The sequence below is a fragment of the Streptomyces sp. CA-179760 genome (assembly GCF_050937045.1).
GTDB lineage: Bacteria > Actinomycetota > Actinomycetes > Streptomycetales > Streptomycetaceae > Streptomyces.
The window spans coordinates 3,564,372-3,581,964 of record NZ_JBNJLZ010000001.1; the positions used below are offsets into that span (position 1 = coordinate 3,564,372).

The window sequence follows — 17,593 nt, forward strand, 5'->3', positions numbered from 1 at the left end:
CTCTTCACCTCTCGTCAGCAGCCGGTACCGCGTCGGGGTTCGCCGCGCCGGTCCGCAGTACGTCGGCCAGCGCCCGGGCCCAGCCGGTGACCGTGGCGGTGTCGAGCACCTCCGGCCAGAACAGGACCTCCAGGCGCAGCCGGCCGGTCTCACCGGAGACGTCGATCATCAGATCCAGATCCATCACGGGGTCCGCCAGCTCGCGCGGCTCGACCTCCAGGTCCGGGAGCGACACACCGGTACGCCATGCGCCCTGGTGGGTGATCTTGACCTGGAACAGCGGGAACCGGCCGGCCTTGCGCGGCGGGTTCACGGCCGCGACGAGCTTGTGGAACGGCAGCCGGTCGTGCTCCTGCGCGCCGAGCACCTGCCGCCTGGTCAGGTCGAGCAACTCGCCGAACGTCGGTGCGGCGCCCGGCGCGAGCCGGACCGGCAGCTGGTTGACGAACGTGCCGATCAGTTCCTCGCTGCCCGGCCAGGAGCGGTTGACCGAGTCGATGCCGAGCACCAGGTCGGTGGCTGAGGCCGCGTCCCGCAGCACCACGTACGAGGCGGCGAGCACCGCCATGAACGGGGTCGCACCGTGGGCTCGGGCCGTCGCGGCGAGCGCACTGGTCTCCGCCTCCGTGAGCTGGATCACCACGTGGTCGGTGACGAAAGCCGGCTTGGCGGGCCGCGGGCGGTCCAGCGGCAGGTCGATCGCCGGTGGCGCGCCGTCCAGCTGCCCGGTCCAGTACCGCGTGCACTCCTCGGCCTCCGGTCCCGCCAGCCAGGCCCGTTCCGCGTCGACGTACCGCGAGAACGAGGTGCGCGGCAGCGACACGTCGGTGCCGCCGGCGAGCCACCGCTCGTAGTACTCGGCGATGTCGCGCTTGAGCACTTCCAGGGACCAGCCGTCGGCGACGAGGTGGTGCAGGGCGAACGTGAGGACATGGTGGTCGTCGGCGACACGCTCCAACCGGACCGTCGTCAGGGGCGGTTCGGGGGTGCGAGCGGAGATCTCGAAGTCGCCGGGCGTGCCCGTCTCCAGGACCATCTCGGCCTTGGGCCATACGACGGCCTTGGGGACACCGCGCTCCTGGGTGAAGACGGTGCGCAGCGGCTCGTGCCGGGCGGCGACCGCGGCCAGGGCGTGGCGCAGCGCGTCCAGATCGAGCCGCCCGCGCAGGTCGAGCGAGAGGATCAGCAGGTTGGGCGCCTTGTTGCGGTGCAACTGCTCGAAGAACCACAGCCGTTCCTGGCCGGAGGACAGTGCGCCGGACGGCCGCGCCTCCTCCTGTGGGGCGGCGGGTTCCGCGGCCTCGATCGCGGCGAGGAGGCCGCGCGGGGTGGGCCGGGACAGGAACGCCCGCAGCGAGGTGCCCTCCGCGCCGAACCGGGTGCGCGCGGCGGACACCAGGGTCATCGCCAGCAGGGAGTCGCCGCCCGAGATGAAGAAGTCGTCGTCCGGGGCGGTCGAGGCCGTGCCCAGCGTCTCGGCCACCAGGGCGCACACCGCGTCCAGGGTGGTGGCCGTGGCCGGGGCCGGCCCGGTGTCCTCGGCGCGCGGGCCCTCCAGCGACCGGTAGTCGATCTTTCCGGAGGTGTTGACCGGCAGCCGGTCGAGCACGGTGACCTCGTGCGGCACGAGGTACTGCGGGGCGGCGGACCGCAGCGCGGAGAGCACATCGGTCTCGGCGTTCAGCGTCACGAACGCCCGCAGCCGGCCCGCGGTGTACACGCAGGCCGCCGACCGCACCTCGGGGACACGCAGCAACTCGGCTTCCACGTCGCCCAGTTCGACACGGTGGCCGCGGATCTTCACCTGCCGGTCGCGGCGGCCGTGGAAGTCGATCGTGCCGTCGGCGGCGCGGCTCGCGCGGTCCGCGGTGCGGTACAGCCGCGTGCCCGGCGTGCCGGACAGATGGTCCGGTACGAACGCGAGCGCCGTGCGCACCGGGTCTGCGATGTAGCCGCGGCCGACACCGTCGCCGCCGACCAGCAGCTCTCCCTCGGTGCCGGTCGGCACCTCGCGGCCGTCCGTGTCCACCACGTACAGCCGGGTGTTGAGGATCTCCCGGCCGATCGACGGCCACGCCCGCGCGGCGCTCTCGGCCGCGGTCACCACGTGGTGGGTGACGTCGTCGGAGCACTCGGTCGGGCCGTAGGCGTTGACGATCGGGATGTCCGGGCAGTGCTCGTACCACCGGCGCGCGACCGCGCCGGGCAGCGCCTCCCGGTGGCGATGAGGTAACGCAGCGACGAGAGTCCTGCCCTGAGGTCGTCGTCGAGCTGTGCGGTGAGCACGGCGAGGAACGACGGGACGATCTCGAGGACGGTCACCCCGTGCTTGCGGACCCACGCCACCAGCTCCGCGGGTTCGGCGATGTTGCGCGGCGAGGCGACCGCCACCCGGGCGCCGACGGTGAGCGCGGTGAGCGTCTGCCACACCGAGATGTCGAACGACAACGGCGCGGTGAGGCCGACGGCGTCGGCCGGGCCCAGAGCGAGGTCCGCGATCTTGGCCGCGATGTGGTTGTCCATACCGCCGTCGGCGACCATCGCTCCCTTGGGGGTGCCGGTCGACCCGGACGTGAAGATCACATAGGCGAGCCCGTCCCTCGGCCGGTCCGGCACCGGCATCCGCTCGGCGGGCCGTTCCGCGGCGACGAGCACCTGCGGCGCCGGATCGAGCCCGGCCGAGATCTCGGCGGCGAACTCCTCGTGCCCCGGTGCCACGAGCAGGGCCCGTACGCCGGCCGCGGCGCACATCCCGTGCGCGCGCCGCACCGGCACGCTCGGCTCCACGGGGACGAACGCGGCACCGGCGAGCAGCACCCCGACCATCATCGCGACATAGCCGGGACCTCGGTCGGCGACCAGCGCCACGACGGTCTCGCGTCCGGCACCGGCGGCCCGCAACGCCGCCGCGTGCCCGCGGGCCACGGCGTCCAGCTCGGCGTAGCCGATGGTGACGCCGTCGGCCACCACGGCGGGTGCGCCGGGGTTCTCCTCGTGACACCGGGCGAACCGCGACAGCACGGGACGCACAACGGGATCGGTCATGATCCGCTCCTTTCCACCGCGTTGCTCCCGGGCACCAGCTCGGCGAGCGGTGCGGCGTCGGCCGAGACCAGCGCGCGGACCGCGTCGTGCACCCGGCGGGCGAGCCGTGTGATGCCGGCCGCGTCGAATCTGCTCGTCCGGTAGCGGTAGGACACCTGGTAGCCGCCGGCCCGCTCCTCGATGTCGATGAGCAGCGGGTACGGGGCGGCCACGGAGTCCAGGTCGGTCGTCTCCACCTCCAGGCCGGCCAGCTCGACCGCCTTGCCGGGCGGCTGCATCACGAGCATCACGTCGAACGGCGACCCGTCGCCGTCCGGTGTCGGAGTCAGCAGCGGCACCAGCTCCTGGAACGGCACGTCCGCGCTCCGGTAGGCGCGCAACGCGCCCGTGCGGACGGCGGCCAGGGCGTCGGTCACCGGGTCGGCCGGGGACAGGTCCACGGCCAGGACCGAGACATTCAGCAGCGGGCCCACGACCTGACGCCACTCCGGCCGGTCGCGCTGGGCGATGAGCGTGCCGAGCATGACCAGCTCCCGCTCGTCCGATCCGCCGTGGGTGAGCGCGGCCAGCGCGGTCGCGAACACCATGTACGGGGTGACGCCGGTACGGCCGGCCAGGTCGCGCACGGCCCCGGACAGTTCGGCGTCGAGCCGGTCGGTGTGCTTGCCGGCCTCCTCCTCGTCCGGAGCGGGGGGCGCGGCCCGGTCCGGGAGCGGGGACCTCGCCGCCGGGCGGCCGACGACGTCCTGCCACAGGGCGGCCAGTTCGCCGCGGTCGCGGTTGTCCCACCACGACCGTTCGTCGTGGCAGTAGTCCGCGAAGCCGTATCCGGCCGCTCGCGGCGTCAGCCGGTTGTAGCGGTCGGCGAGGTCGTTCAGGAACACCGTGAGGGACCAGCCGTCGCAGACGATGTGGTCGATGTTGACGAACAGGCCCCAGTCGCGTTCCCCGAGCCGGGCGAGCAGGGCGCGGAACGGCAGTTCCCGCCGCAGGTCGGCGACCACCGCGGCCTCGTCGGCGACAAGCCGGTCGAACACCTCGTCGCCCAGTTCGGCCACCGGACCGCGCAGGTCCAGGCGGGCCAGCTCGAACTCCCCGGCCGGTCGCGCGGTCCAGGTCAGTTCGCCGCCGTCGGTGGCGAACCTGGCCAGCAGCACGGGATGTGCGGTCAGTGTCGCGCGCAGCGCCGACTCCAGCGCCTCCTCGTCCAGCTCGCCGCGCATCCGCAGCACACCGGGCATGTTGTACGTCGGCCGGCCCGGGTCGATCTCCCGCAGGAACCAGAACCGTTGCTGGGCGGCGCTCGCGGGCACCGGCCGGGTCGCATCGGCAGGGGTGCGCTCCGGTGCGCTGTGCGCGGTCGCCGGGTCGGCCACGCGCACGGCGGCGACGAAGTCGCGCAGGCGCGGATGGGCGAACACGACGTCGACGGCGAGCCGCACGCCGAGCAGTGCGTTGATCCGGTCGATCATGGCGAGGGCGAGCAGTGAGTGGCCGCCCAGCTGGAAGAAGCTGTCGTCCCAGCCGACCGTGTCCCGTTCCAGCAGATCCGCCCAGAGCGACCGGACGGTCACGGCGAGGGGGTCGTCCAGTTCGGTCGCCGCGCGCGTGCTCGCCGGGGCCGCGAACCGCAGCGACCGGTAGTCGACCTTCCCGTTCTTGGACCGGGGCAGGCTGCCGATCGCGGCGATGATCGTCGGGATCATGTGCCGGGGCAGCAGTTCGGCGAGCACCGCGCGGAACCGCTCGTCCTCGTCGAGGTCCAGCACCGTCGCCGGGCCGTCCGGCCCGCCGGGACGGGCCACGTAGCCGACGAGCGAGGCACCCGCCGGTCCGGTGTGGACCTTCACCGCGGCCTCGACGACGCCGGGGCACTGCCGCAGGGCGGCCTCGACCTCGCCGACCTCGATCCGCTGGCCGCGGATCTTGATCTGGGTGTCGGCGCGGCCGAGGAACTCCAGGTCGCCGTCCGCGTTCACGCGGCCGAGGTCACCGGTGCGGTACAACCGCCCGCCGGGCACGGCAGCGTACGGGTCGGGCACGAACATCTCGGCGGTGCGCTTCGGGTTGCCGCGGTAGCCTCGGCCGACCGCTCCCCCGCCGACGTACAGCAGGCCGACGACACCGGTCGGTACGGGCTGCAGGTGCTCGTCCAGGACGTACACGGTGGTGTTGGCGAGCGGCCGGCCGACCGATGTGGTCATCGGCGCGTCCGGGCCTGCCGCGCACAGCCCCGCGGTGACGTCGTCGGTGCACTCGGCCGGGCCGTAGGCGTTGTGCACGGGAATGCCGGGCAGCTCCCGCACCCAGCGCCGCAGCACGTCGTGCGTCAGCATCTCCCCCGTGGACAGCATCACGCGCAACGCGCCCGGTGTCGCTGCGAGACCGGCGTCGAGCAGCGCCACGATGTTGGACGGCACCAGCTCGAGCATGGTCACGCCGCCGTCCGAGACGGCGTCCAGCAGGCGCGCGGGCGACTGGGAGTCCGGCTCGGGCACGATCCGCACCCGGCCGCCGATCATCAGCGGGGTCAGCAGCTGCCACACGGAGATGTCGAACGACACGGGCGCGGTCTGGGCCACGCAGTCGTGCTCGGTGAGGCCGAAGTGCTCGGCCATCTGCCACATGTGGTTGGTGACGCCGTAGTTCGTGGAGACTGCCGCCTTCGGCACGCCGGTGGAGCCGGAGGTGTGGATGATCGTCGACGTGGCGTGGTCGTGGCAGAGCCGCGGCGGCCGGGTGGTGCTGCTGCCCGAGGCCAGCTCGGCGAGGTCGAACACCTCGCGGTCGCCGAACAGATGGCGGCCGGAGGGGGTGGCGATGATCGCGGCGGGTCCGACCGCCTCGACCATCGCCTCGGCGCGCCGGGGCGCCTCGCGCGGGCTGACGGGTACGTAGGCGCCGTCGGCCTTGTGCAGGCCGAGCAGCGCGACCAGGTAGTCGGCCGACCGGTCCGCGCTCATCACCACGGCACGGTCGGTGCCCACCCCGGCCGCCCGCAGCAGCGCGGCCGCATGGTTGGCGCGGGCGTCCAGCTCGGCGTAGGTCAACCGCACCCGGCCGTCGTCGACCGCGACGCTGTCGGGGGTGCGGTCGGCCCATCGCTCGAACGAGTCGAGGTAGTTCTCCGGCCGCGGCACCTCGGGGCCGACGGCGCGACCGACGAGGACCGCGGCCTCGTCGGGGGTCAGCAGCGGCAGCGGGTCGGTCTGTCCCGCGCCGGTGGCGGCGAGCAGTGTCGGCAGCGTGCGCACCACCAGCTCGGCCTGCTCCCGGGAGACCGTGGCGGAGTCGTACTGGAGCTGGAAGTCCAGCACGTCGTCCCGTACCGCCACGTTCAGACCGAGGTCGGACTGTGTGGTGTGGTCGGGGACGGCGTAGCCGTGCAGGGTGGCGGCGCCCGCGGGCAGTGCGGCATTCTCGTCACCCGTCACGACGGCCGCGGCGCCGGGCAGGGACGCGGTGTAACAGGTGAACATGGCCTGGAAGATCGTGGCCTTCGCGGTGTCGCGGTCGGGGTTGACCAGCCGCACGATGTCGGACAGCGGCTGCTCCGCGTGGTCCAGCACGTCGAGGAACCGGCGGTGGGTGACTGCGGCGAACTCGGTGAACGGCACCTCGGCGCGGTAGGTCGAGCGGACCGGCACCACGTTGACCAGGTAGCCCACCCAGTCGGCACCTGCCTTGTCGGTGCGTCCCGCGGTGGGGACGCCCACGAGCAGGTCGGCCTGGCCGGACAGGCGGTGCAGCAGCACCTGGTAGGCGGCGAGCAGCAGGTTGTGCAGGGTCAGCCCGTGCTCGCGGGCGAACGCGGTCAGCGGTGCGGCCGGCACGGAGAACGCGAGCGACGCGCGGGGTGCGCCGGGATCGGGCGAGCCGAGGTCGGGCAGGGTGAGCGTGGGCAGTTCGCCGTCGAGTTCGGCGCGCCAGAAGTCGCTGTGGTCGCGTGCCGGGCCCCGGGCGGGGACCGCACGGGACAGGGGCGGCTCGCCGGACAGTTCGGCGGCCAGGTCGGCCATGACGATCGCGAAGGACGAGACGTCGCACACGAGGTGGTGCAGCGACAGTACGAAGAGCCAGTCCGCGTCCCGGCGCAGCAGCGCGGCCCGCAGCGGGCTTCCGGTGGCCAGGTCGAACGGACGGGTCGCGAAGTCGCGGTACCACTCGGCTTCCCGCCCTGGCTGCCAGGTCCTCGCGTCCACGACCGCCACGCCGACGGCGGACGGGTCGCGCACCTCGGCGTGCGGGGCACCGTCACGGGTGCTGATCGCCAGACGCAGACTCGGATGGCGGGCGGCCACGGCCGTCAGCGCGGTGCCGAACGCGTCGGGATCGACGGTCCCGGTGACCCGGAACGCGCGGGTCACGTTGTAGTCGCCGCCGGGCGAGGCACGGTGCAGGAACCACAGGGCGCGCTGGGAGGCGTTCAGTTCGTAGCCGTCGTCCCCGCCGTCGACGGGGGCGGCCGGGGGCGTCGCGGTCGCCGCTTCGGCGAGTGCGGCGAGACCGGCGATCGAGTCCGCCCGCAGCGCCGCCGTCGGCGCCAGCTCGACACCGAGCGCGTCCTCCAGGGCCTGGCGGACGCGCACGGCGGTCAGTGAGTCGGCTCCCAGGTCGGCGAGCGACGAATCGGCCGGCGGTGGCTCGGGCAGGCCGAGCAGGTCCCCGATGTGGGCGCACAGCGCGGGCGTCAGCGCGTCGGTGGCCAGGCGCTCGGTGAGCGAGGAGCTGCGGCCGGTGAGGGTGTCGTCGAGCAGCACGGGCAGTTCGCCGTCGAGGTGGCGCTGCCGTGCGGCGTACCGCTGGACCTTGCCGCTGGAGGTCTTGGTGATCGTGCCGGGCGGCACGATCAGGACGGTGCGTGCCGTGACGCCGTGGACGCGGGACAGGGTGGACCGCACTCGCCGGGCGATCTCGCCGTACCGTGCGGGCGGGGTCGTCGCCTGTACCTCCTGGCACACCACGACCGCCTCGTCGCCGTCCTCGTCGACGCCGAACACAGCGCACCGGCCGGGCCGCGCGTCCTGGTGACAGATGCCGGCGTCGGCCTCCAGGTCCTCCGGGTAGATGTTGCGGCCGCGCTGGACGATCAGGTCCTTGCTGCGGCCCACGACGAACAGTTCGTCTCCGTCACGGAAGCCGAGGTCGCCGGTGCGCAGGAAGGTGCCGAAGGCCGTCCCGCCCCAGTAGCCCTCACCATTGCTGCCACTCGCGATGGCGATCTCGCCGACCTGGCCGGCGTCGAGTCCGGTGCCGCTGTCGGGGTCGAGCACCCGCACGTCGGCGTGGTCGGGCATCCGGTAGGCGGTCAGCTCCCGGCCGTCGTCGAACGTCCGGGAGACCGCGGGTGCGCCGGTCGTCACGAGCAGCGTCGCCTCGGCGAGGCCGTAGCAGGGCAGATGCGCCTCGTGCCGGAATCCGGTGTCGCGGAAGGCTTCCGTGAAAGCCCGCAGGGTGCGCGGGTAGACCTGGGCCGCGCCGTTGAACGCCACGCGCCAGGCGGACAGGTCGAGTCCGGCCTTCTCCTCGTCGGTGACCTTGCGGACGCACAGGTCGTAGGCGAAGTTGGGCCCGCCGCTGATGTCCGCACGCTCGTCGCTGATCACCTTCAGCCAGCTCGCGGGGCTTCTCAGGAACGACAGCGGGTCGAGGATGATGCCCTTGGCGCCGGCGTGGAGCGGTTGCAGCATCGCGCCGATGAGGCCCATGTCGTGGTGCAGCGGCAGCCAGCTGACGATCGTGGAGTCCCGTGTGACGCCGAACGACCGCTGGATGGCCGTCTCGTTGTGCATGAGCGCGCCGTGGGACACGACGACGCCACGCGGCGTGCTGGTGGAGCCCGACGTGTACTGGAGGAAGGCGATGTCCTCGGCCGCCGCGACCGGCAGTTCGGCGCCGTCGTCGTCGGCGGTGGCCTCGATCCGGTCGGCGAGCAGCCAGTCGTGTGCCGCGGCGAAGTCGCGCAGTTCCGGGTCCTCGCTCCCGGTGACCAGGTCCCGCACGAACGACGGCGACACGACGAGCGAGACGTCACAGTCCCGCGCCACGTTCAGCAGACGCCGTCGCGCACCCTCGTCCATCGGCAGCGGCACGGGCACGGCGATCACGCCCGCGGCCAGGCAGCCGAGGAACGCGGGGGCGAATTCCGGTGCCGTCGGGAACAGCAGCAGCACGCGCGCGCCGGGCCGCACCTTCACCGTGAGCGCACGGGCGACGGCGAGAGACCGGGCGCGAAGCTCCGCGTAGGACAGCTCGACTCGGGGACCGCCGCCGAAGGGCGCGACCGACAACGCCACCTTCCCGGGTGAGCGCCGGGCGTGCTCCGCGAGCCGTGCGACCAGTCCTCCGGGAGCGAACCCCGTCATCCCTCTTCCTTCCAGTCGAAGCGAACGGCCGCCTCACTCGCGCCGAACATGAGCCGCGGGTCGAGCAGGCGCGTGCCCGCCGGATCGACCGCGAAGTCCACGGTGGTGTCGAGCAGCCCGCGCATCGCGGCACGGATCTCCACCCGCGCGAGCGGCGCACCGAGGCAGTAGTGGATGCCGTGGCCGAAGGCGATGTGCGGGTTGGGCGAGCGCTCGATGTCGAAGACGTCCGGACGGTCGAAGACCCGCGGGTCCCGGTTGGCGGCCGCGATCCACACGGACACCGTCTGGCCGGCGGGTATCTCCTGCCCGGCGACCACGACGTCCCGGGTGGTTCTGCGGTCCACCCTGGTGGTCTCCGACCGGTACCGCGAGACCTCGTCGACGGCGGAGTCGAGCAGTTCGGGCCGAGCCCGCAGGAGGGCCAGTGACTCCGGGTGCCGCGCGAGCACGATCATCGAGTTCACGAGCGTGAGGGTCGCGGCCTGTCCGGTGGACATGAGCAGGGCGACCAGGCCGGCGATCTCCTCGTCACCGAGGCGCTCACCGTCCACTTCGGCCGCGATGAGCCCGCTGGTCAGGTCGTCGGCCGGCGCGTCTCGCCGCTTGGCGATGAACCGGTGCAGGAACGCCTCGGCGATCTGGGTCTTGGTGAGCACGTTCTGCAGGCCGTTTCGCTCTGCGCCCGGGTCGGCGAGCGCGAGCAGCGCCCTCGACCACTCCTGGAACAGCCGGAGCCCGTTGCCGGGGATGCCGAGCATCCGCGCGATGACGGTCGCCACGACCGGTGAGGCGAACTCCTGCACGAAGGACACCTCGGCGCGGCCCCGGATCCGGCCGAGGAACGTCTCGACGGTCTCGTGGACCATCCCCTCGAGCCCGGCGACGTAGCGCGGCGTGAAGACCTGGCTCACCAGCCCTCGCAGCTGCCGGTGCCGGGGCGGGTCCATCCACGTCAGGTTGCCCGTCCGGTACAGGCGCATCGGCGAGTCGTCGGGCACCGGACGCACCACGGCGCTGGAGAACGCGCTGTGCTGGGCCAGCACCTCCTTGACCTCCGGGTAGCCGAAGACGTGCCAGCCCCCGCTGCCCGTGGCCCGCTCGATCGGGTCCCTGGCACGCAGCCAGTCGGCCAGCGCCGCCTCGTCGGCGGGCGGAGCCGTCCACACGCTCGTCGTCACGCACTTGCTCCCTTGGTTGCGACCGGTGTCAGGTGCTCGGCAACCCAGTCGTCCGCGTAGACCGTGTCCGCGTAGGGCTCGCCCTTGTCGGCGCAGAGGAACGCCACCACCGGCTCCGGACCGCTGTGTCCCTCGAAGTGGCGGGCGATCGCGGCATAGACGCAGCCGGTGGATCCGCCCGCGTAGATTCCGTGGTCACGCAGCAGGGCGCGGCAGCCTGCCACCTCGTCCCGCTCGGACAGCACGACGACCTCGCCGATCCGCGACGCGTCGACCAGCGACGGCCGGATGCTGGAGCCGAGCCCCGGGACGAGCCGGCGGGCCGGCGGGGCGCCGAAGATCGCCGAGCCCTCGACGTCGACGGCCACCACGGTGGCGTCCGGCTGCTCCACTCCGAGCCGGTGCGACAGCCCGTTGATCGTCGCGCCGGTGCCTACGCCCACGAACAAGTAGTCGACCCGCCCGACGTCGGCGAGCAGTTCCGCCGCGGTCAGCTCGTAGTGGCCGCGCGCTCCGTCCTGGTTGGTGTACTGGTCCGGCCAGTACACGTCGGGCAGCTCCGCCCGCAGCTCGGCGACCCGCGCGAGCCTGCTGAGGAGATAGCCGCCGGTGCCGTCCGGCTCCGTGACCTTCTCCACCCGCGCGCACAGCCGTCGCAGGGTCCGTTCGGTGGCCGCGTTGACGTTGGGGTCGAGGACGGGCACGAACGGCATGTTCAGCACGTTCAGGAACGTCGCGAGGGACAGCGCGAAGTTCCCGGAGGACGATTCGACCACCGTGGTGTTCCTGGTGATCTCGCCGCGCCGCACCGCCTCACGGAGGATCCAGATCGCGGCACGGTCCTTGGCGCTTCCGGTGCGGTTCTCCGACTCCATCTTGGCGTAGAGCCGGATGCCCGGGTGAGGCAGGCGCACCACCCGGGTCTTGGGCAGATCGCGCAGCAGTGCGTCCACACGGTCGAGCAACGGCTTGTCGACCCGGACGGCCTGCTCCTGGCCTTCCGTGTGCTCTCTTCCGCCTCGCTCAGCGGGCGCAGACACGGAAGCCCATGTCATAGCAGCTGTAGTCGGGCAGGTTGTAGATCCGTACCCAGGCCAGACAGCCTCGGGGGTCACAGTTGTTGTAGAAGGAGCCGCCGCGGATCGCGCCGAGCTCGATCGTGCCCGCCCGCGTCTTGATGACCCGCCGCGGCTTGCTCTCGTCGAAGGGGTAGCGGTGGAAGCCGTTGGACATGACCTCCCACACATTGCCCACGATGTCCTCGACGCCGTACGGGCCGGCCGCCTTGGGGAAGGCACCGACGGGGCTGGTGTCGCCGACGCCCATGCTGTGGTTGCAGTGCTCGCCGGTCGGCTCCTCGTTGCCCCACGGGTAGAGGCGGCCGTCGGTGCCGCGCGCGGCCTTCTCCCACTCGGCCTCGTTGGGCAGCCGGGTGCCGGACCAGTCGCAGTAGGCGACGCAGTCGAAGTAGCTGACGTGGGTGACCGGGTGGTCGTCCTTGCCCTCCAGCGTGGAGTCCGCACCGCGCGGCGTGCGCCAGCTCGCGCCGTCGATCTCCTTCCAGAGGTAGTCCTGGTCCGGGACGATGACGGCGGGGTCACCGATCCACACCCAGCTCTTGCCCGACTGCTCCGCGGTGGTCACATAGCCCGTCGCCTCGACGAACTCCCGGAACTCCCGGACGGTGACCGGGCTCTTGGCGATACGGAACTCGGCCAGGTCGACCCGGTGCTCGGGCGCGGCCGACCGCGGCTTGCCGTCGTCCCGGAGCTCGTCGGTACCCATGATGAACGGTCCACCGGGGATGGTGACCCAGTAGTCCGCGGGGTATGCCTCGGCGGACATGGCTTCGGCCGTCACCTCGGTCACGGATTCTCCTTAGTCGGTTCTGGATGCGGTGGGAACTTCTCTGCCGTCGAGGCAGTAGCGCCGCACGGTGGAGAGCGGCGCGCTGCCACAACTCAGCAGCCGGTCGTGGAAGGCCTTCAGTCCGGCGGGCGAGTCTCCGGCGCCGCTCAGCTCGCGCCACCGCCGGATGTGCAGCTTCCCGAGCGTGTACATGGCGCCGGCCGGCTGGGCGGCCACGGCCAGCACCTCGCGGCCGGCCCGCTCCGGCGACCACGCGCACAGCGAGGCGGCCTCGGCGGCGGCGGCGCCGAACTTGCTCCGTCCGGAGTGGACGGAGAGGAAGACGAGCAGTCGGGTGGCGGCCTCCAGGGCGAACCGCAGGGCGGCCACCTCCACGAGCGGACGGTCCTCGGCGAGGCCGTGCTCGATGGCCAGTTCCTCGGTGTAGTGCGCCCACCCCTCGGTGGCCCCGGGGAACCAGGGCACACACCGGCGGATCTCGCCCGCTTGCCCGGATGTGGCCTCGTGGTGCAGGTAGTGGCCGGGGAAGACCTCGTGCACGGCGATCATCTCGAGCATCGGCTCGTTGAGGTAGTCGCGGAGCACGGAGGGATCGCGCGGCTCCGGGACGTGCAGCACGTGCGGCTGGGGCACGCTCTCGAGTGGACCGCCGACGTCGAAGACAACCGCCGCGGAGGTCGACTGGTCGCGGACGGGCCGGATGTCGAGACGCTGCCTGCCGGTCATGGTGACGACGTCCCGCTCGGCCCAGAACCCCTGGAGCCGGTCGATGACGCGCGACAGGGTGCCGACCACCGAACCCTCGGGGACCCGGGCACTCAGCAGGTCGTAAGCCTCCTGCCGGGTGCGCACGCCCAGTCGTGCGGACAGCGCGTCGAGGCGGGCGGACAGGCGTCCGACCTCGGCCCGCGCCTCCGCCAGCAGCTCGTCCACCGGGGTGTCGACACCCTCGGCGGCTTCGAGGTGGGCGGCGAGCAGGTCGGGGCCGAGAACCGCCCGGACCGGCCGGGTGGCCGCGACAGCGTCCGCGAAGCCGGCGAACGCGGCGTTCGCCCGGCCGGCCAGCTCCCTGAGCGAGTCGTCAGCCGACTCAGGGTGCCGTTCGAGGAGTTGCGTCACCAGACCCTGAACCGAAGCCGCGCGCGCCCTGGCGTTCTCGACGCCGCTGATGCGCTCGCCCGCCGGCAGGGTGCCGCCGAGCGTCTTCGCCGTCGCCGCGAGAAAGTCGGGCAGTTGCGCGAGGTGGTGCGACAGGGCGGCGACGCGTTCGTCGAGCGGTGCGTAGGCGCCGCGCAGGTAGATGTGTACGTCGGTTTCGGCCAGCCATTCGTCGGGGCCGCGGTGGACGCGGCCCAACGCGCCGATCCGGAACCGCTCGTCGGTGAGCACCCGCAGCGCCGTACCGAGGTCCGCCCGGATCTCCGGATCCGACTCGTCCGGAAGGGCGTCGAGTTGCCCGGAGACCGTCGCCAGCAGACCGTCCACATCGGACAGGGAATCAGGAACGACCTCGGGCAGCCGGCTGTCGAAGTCGTGACGGCCCGCCCGCCTGGCAACCTGCGGATAGCGGTCGAAGACGTAGTCGACCACAGCGGAAACAGAACTCAGGGCACCAGGCGTCATGCCACTTCCTGATCGTGCCGCTCCAGGGAGACGACAAGGGCGAATCGTTCAGAAATGAATTGGCTCGCGGCACGCTGAACCGACGCACTGTGCGTGTTCACGAAATACGAGAGGGATTCGGCCGACCAGGACGTTGTCCGGTGCCCGGATCAGGCGGGGCGTATCAATCCGTCTCGGAGTTCGGATTGGGCTCGATGACGTCGCCGTCCTCGCCGTAGAGCACGTCGTCGTCGAGGCTGGCCAGCATCTCGCGCAGCTCCTCCGGCGACATGGCCTTCAGTTCATCGGCGTCCACAAGCTGTGAGAGAACCATGTGACTTCCCTGTGCGATGAGAGATCCGGCATTGGCGAGGGCCTGGCGCACGCTCTTGGGGCGCATGTCGGTCCAGACCCGTTCGATGTGATCGAGGCAGTCGTCGCGCGAGCGGGGCTCGCCCACCGCCGTCCAGCCGGCCGGCAGCTCGCGCACCGACGGCCAGATCGAGTACTGCTCCTCTTCGTTGATCACGACCAGGTATTCGGCGTTCTCGTCGTCAAACATCAGCTCTGAGATCCCCCACGCAGTCGTTCACGACCGGAGCAACACAGGATGCGCGCCTTGACAAGATTCACTGCTGGAATTTCTGCCGCCGCTCCCCGGGCGGCTCGGGTAAACCGTCTTCCCCGCAGCTCAACGGGGCTCAAGCTAGATCGCACCGCTGGAGACTGTCAAGGGTAATTAGCCGCTCGCCCGACGAACAGACGGCGCTTGCAAGGGACTTGAGCGGCACCGCAAACGGGCAGTTCAGCAGGGGCGTGGACATAGGGAGCAACAAGGCTTGTTCAAAGCTCACATGATGCTGCATCAGAAACTGATGTAGGACGACAGCCATGGACTCTCATGGCCCTACTCCCCAACTCACTGATCAACAGGTAGGGTTCGGCGATGTTCGAGTAGAGGCGAGGGGATCGCTTGCTGGGCGTTGACATCCGTGCGGTGCTGTGCCCGAGCTGGACGCCTTCGCCCGACGTGAACACCTCGGACCGTGCGACCGGCACCGCGCTCGGCTGCGCCGCCGGCCGGCCCGGGCCCGCCTCCTTTGACACCACGCCTGACGGGCGCCGACCGATCACCACCCTTGGCACGCACGCGGACGATCCGGGTCGTCCCTGCCCGCGTGTGCCCGGCCCCGGCCGACGCGGAAGACGATAGGAGATGTCAGTGACGACAACCGCCCGACCGTCCTCCGTGGACGTACGGACCGAGCTGAGTCCTGAGGAGTTCCGCGCCGAGTACGTGGGGCGCAGGCCGGTGGTGATGCGCGGCGCGGCCGCCGACCTGCCCGCGGTGTCCACCTGGTCGGCCGACCATCTCGCCGAGCTGGCACCCGACCAGCGGGTACGGCTCAAGGTCGGCACCGTCTCCGCGGGGCGCACCGCTGTCGTCCGCCTGGCCGACTACGCCCGTGACCTCGCCGCGTGGGAAGCCAGGCTGGCCGGTGACGGCGACCCGGGCGAGCCGCCCGGCTACCTGCACGACGTGCCGCTGCTGTCGGTGATCCCGGCGCTGCGCCGGGACCTGGAGCCGTTTCCCGTCGCGTACTTCCCGCCGTTCTTCCGCGACCAGTGGTGGGCGTTCACGCAGTTCTTCGTCGGGCCCTCACGCGCGCAGACCCCCCTGCACTTCGACACCCTGCTCACGCACAACCTGTTCTTCCAGATACAGGGGTCGAAGCGGTTCGTGATGGTGGCGGACGCCGAACGCGACAAGTGCTACACCCACAACTGGCGGTGGGCCGCGGTCGACCCGGAGGCGCCCGACCTCGACAGGTATCCGCGCTTCCGTGACGCGACGGTGCTGACCTGCGACGTCGAGGCGGGCGACATCTTCTACATGCCCCCTGGAACCCTGCACAAGGTCACCTCGCCCAGCAGGTCGATCTCGTTCAACATCGACTGGCACGACCGCGCCAGCGCACTGCGCGGCATCGCCGCGGTGCGCGACGGCATGCCGCTGACGAACCTGCGGTACAACCTGCTGTTCGCGCTCGGTGTGGTCGCCGGACTGCCGCGTCGCCTGGTCATGCCGGGCCTGCGCTCGTACTACTCGTACATCTCCTAGCGCGGGCCGGGCCGCGCTCCTCATACTCCCGTTACAGGGAAAGGACCTCTTTGAACGTCTTCGAGCAGCGCGAGTCCGGCGTTCGGTCCTACAGCAGGCGCTGGCCGGTCGTCTTCACCCGCGCCACCGGAAGCCGCCTGTACGCCGAGGACGGCCGGGGCTGGCTCGACTTCTTCGCCGGAGCCGGATCGCTGAACTACGGGCACAACAATCCGGTGCTCAAGCGGGCGCTGCTGGACTACGTCGGCAACGACGGCGTCACCCACGCGCTCGACATGTTCACCAGCGCGCGGCGCGATCTGCTCGAAACGCTCGGCGAGCTGGTGCTGCGGCCACGCGGACTGGACCACAGGGTGATGTTCCCGGGGCCCGGCGGCGCCAACGCCGTCGAGGCCGCGCTGAAACTGGCCCGCACCGTCACCGGCCGCACCGAGGTCGTGCACTTCACTGACTCCTTCCACGGCGCGACCCTCGGCGCGCTCGCGGTCACGGGCAATCCCCTGCATCGTCGTTCCGCGGGCGTGCCGCTCACCGGAGCGACCCCGGTGCCGTTCGACCGTCCCGAGGAGCACCCCCGCCCCGAGTACCTGGCACGGCTCCTGGCCGGCCCGGCCAGCGGGCTGGACCGGCCCGCCGCGGTGATCGTGGAGACCGTGCAGGCCGAGGGCGGGGTGAACGTGGCCCGCGCCGAGTGGCTGCGGACGCTGGCGGAGCTGTGCCGCGAGCACGAGATCCTGCTGATCGTCGACGACGTGCAGGTGGGCTGCGGCCGGACCGGCGCGTTCTTCAGCTTCGAGGACGCCGGTGTCGTGCCGGACCTGGTCTGCCTGTCGAAGTCGATCGGCGGATACGGACTGCCGCTCTCGCTCCTCCTGATCCGGCCGGACCTCGACGTGTGGCCGCCGGGCGCCCACAGTGGCACGTTCCGCGGTGTGAACCCGGCGTTCGTCACCGCGACGGAGGCGCTGCGCACGTACTGGCGGGACGACGCCCTGGAGAAGTCGACCCGCGCCAGGGGCGAGTGGGTCGGGAGCGCGCTGCGCGGCATCGTCGGGGCGCACCCCGGCGCCGGTCTGTCCGCCCGCGGCCGCGGCCTCGTCCACGGGCTCGAGGTCGGCGCGGGCCTGGCCGACCAGGTGGCCGACGAGGCGTCAGCACAGGGCCTGCTGGTGGAGACCTCCGGTCCGCGGGACGAGGTCGTCAAGCTGCTGCCGCCGCTCACGGTCTCCGACGAGGAACTGGCCGAGGGGCTCGCGATCCTCGAGGACTCCGTCCGCGTGGTGCTGGAACGAGCCGGGTGAACACGATCCAGGCCGCACCGCCGCCGATCAAGCCAAGTCCGCCAAGTTCGCCAACCACCCGAGACAGGGAGCTTTTTGTGACCTCGCAGAACGTCCGAGTGCCGGCGC

General features: G+C 71.8%; 9 protein-coding genes and 1 pseudogene. 2 read left to right on the forward strand and 8 right to left on the reverse strand.

Features of this window, described 5'->3' with window-relative positions:
- Positions 1-4: 4 nt before the first annotated feature.
- From ACQEV8_RS15890 to ACQEV8_RS15925, 8 genes and pseudogenes are all read right to left on the reverse strand, one after another.
- The gene (locus ACQEV8_RS15890; RefSeq protein WP_432972721.1) at positions 5-2,032 is read right to left on the reverse strand and encodes a condensation domain-containing protein; all 2,028 of its coding nucleotides are present in this window, start codon (positions 2,030-2,032) and stop codon (positions 5-7) included.
- Positions 2,009-3,045: pseudogene (locus ACQEV8_RS15895) on the reverse strand (AMP-binding protein); the annotation flags it as partial. The gene ACQEV8_RS15890 and the pseudogene ACQEV8_RS15895, both read right to left, overlap by 24 nt.
- Complete coding sequence (locus ACQEV8_RS15900) at positions 3,042-9,410, reverse strand: amino acid adenylation domain-containing protein (protein WP_432960658.1); 6,369 nt, start codon at positions 9,408-9,410, stop codon at positions 3,042-3,044. The gene ACQEV8_RS15900 and the pseudogene ACQEV8_RS15895, both read right to left, overlap by 4 nt.
- The gene (locus ACQEV8_RS15905) at positions 9,407-10,591 is read right to left on the reverse strand and encodes a cytochrome P450 (protein ID WP_432960660.1); all 1,185 of its coding nucleotides are present in this window, start codon (positions 10,589-10,591) and stop codon (positions 9,407-9,409) included. The genes ACQEV8_RS15900 and ACQEV8_RS15905 overlap by 4 nt, the downstream gene beginning before the upstream one ends.
- Entirely contained in the window at positions 10,588-11,631 is a 1,044-nt protein-coding gene (locus ACQEV8_RS15910; RefSeq protein ID WP_432960662.1) for a pyridoxal-phosphate dependent enzyme, read from the reverse strand. The genes ACQEV8_RS15905 and ACQEV8_RS15910 overlap by 4 nt, the downstream gene beginning before the upstream one ends.
- Entirely contained in the window at positions 11,615-12,460 is an 846-nt protein-coding gene (locus tag ACQEV8_RS15915; RefSeq protein ID WP_432960664.1) for a formylglycine-generating enzyme family protein, read from the reverse strand. Before ACQEV8_RS15915 ends, ACQEV8_RS15910 begins: the two co-directional genes overlap by 17 nt.
- 9 nt (positions 12,461-12,469) lie before the next feature.
- Positions 12,470-14,083, reverse strand: a complete 1,614-nt coding sequence (locus ACQEV8_RS15920; RefSeq protein WP_432960666.1) for a DUF885 family protein — start codon at positions 14,081-14,083, stop codon at positions 12,470-12,472.
- 163 nt (positions 14,084-14,246) lie between these two features.
- On the reverse strand, positions 14,247-14,624 hold the full coding sequence (locus tag ACQEV8_RS15925) for an MbtH family protein (RefSeq protein ID WP_432960668.1): 378 nt from the start codon (positions 14,622-14,624) through the stop codon (positions 14,247-14,249).
- Between the two features lie 660 nt (positions 14,625-15,284).
- Between ACQEV8_RS15925 and ACQEV8_RS15930 the strand changes: the two genes are divergently transcribed.
- On the forward strand, positions 15,285-16,184 hold the full coding sequence (locus ACQEV8_RS15930; RefSeq protein WP_432960670.1) for a cupin-like domain-containing protein: 900 nt from the start codon (positions 15,285-15,287) through the stop codon (positions 16,182-16,184).
- Positions 16,185-16,234: 50 nt separating this feature from the next.
- Positions 16,235-17,485 carry a diaminobutyrate--2-oxoglutarate transaminase gene (gene ectB / locus ACQEV8_RS15935; protein WP_432960672.1) on the forward strand — a complete coding sequence of 417 codons (1,251 nt, stop codon included), beginning with the start codon at positions 16,235-16,237 and terminating at the stop codon, positions 17,483-17,485.
- Positions 17,486-17,593: the final 108 nt, after the last annotated feature.

What these genes read in the sequence shown, in the direction of transcription:
- ACQEV8_RS15900 (WP_432960658.1), bottom strand. Translation starts at nt 9,410, where the DNA reads ATGACGGGGTTCGCTCCCGGAGGACTGGTCGCACGGCTCGCGGAGCAC.
- ACQEV8_RS15920 (WP_432960666.1), bottom strand. Translation starts at nt 14,083, where the DNA reads ATGACGCCTGGTGCCCTGAGTTCTGTTTCCGCTGTGGTCGACTACGTC.
- ACQEV8_RS15925 (WP_432960668.1), bottom strand. Translation starts at nt 14,624, where the DNA reads ATGTTTGACGACGAGAACGCCGAATACCTGGTCGTGATCAACGAAGAG.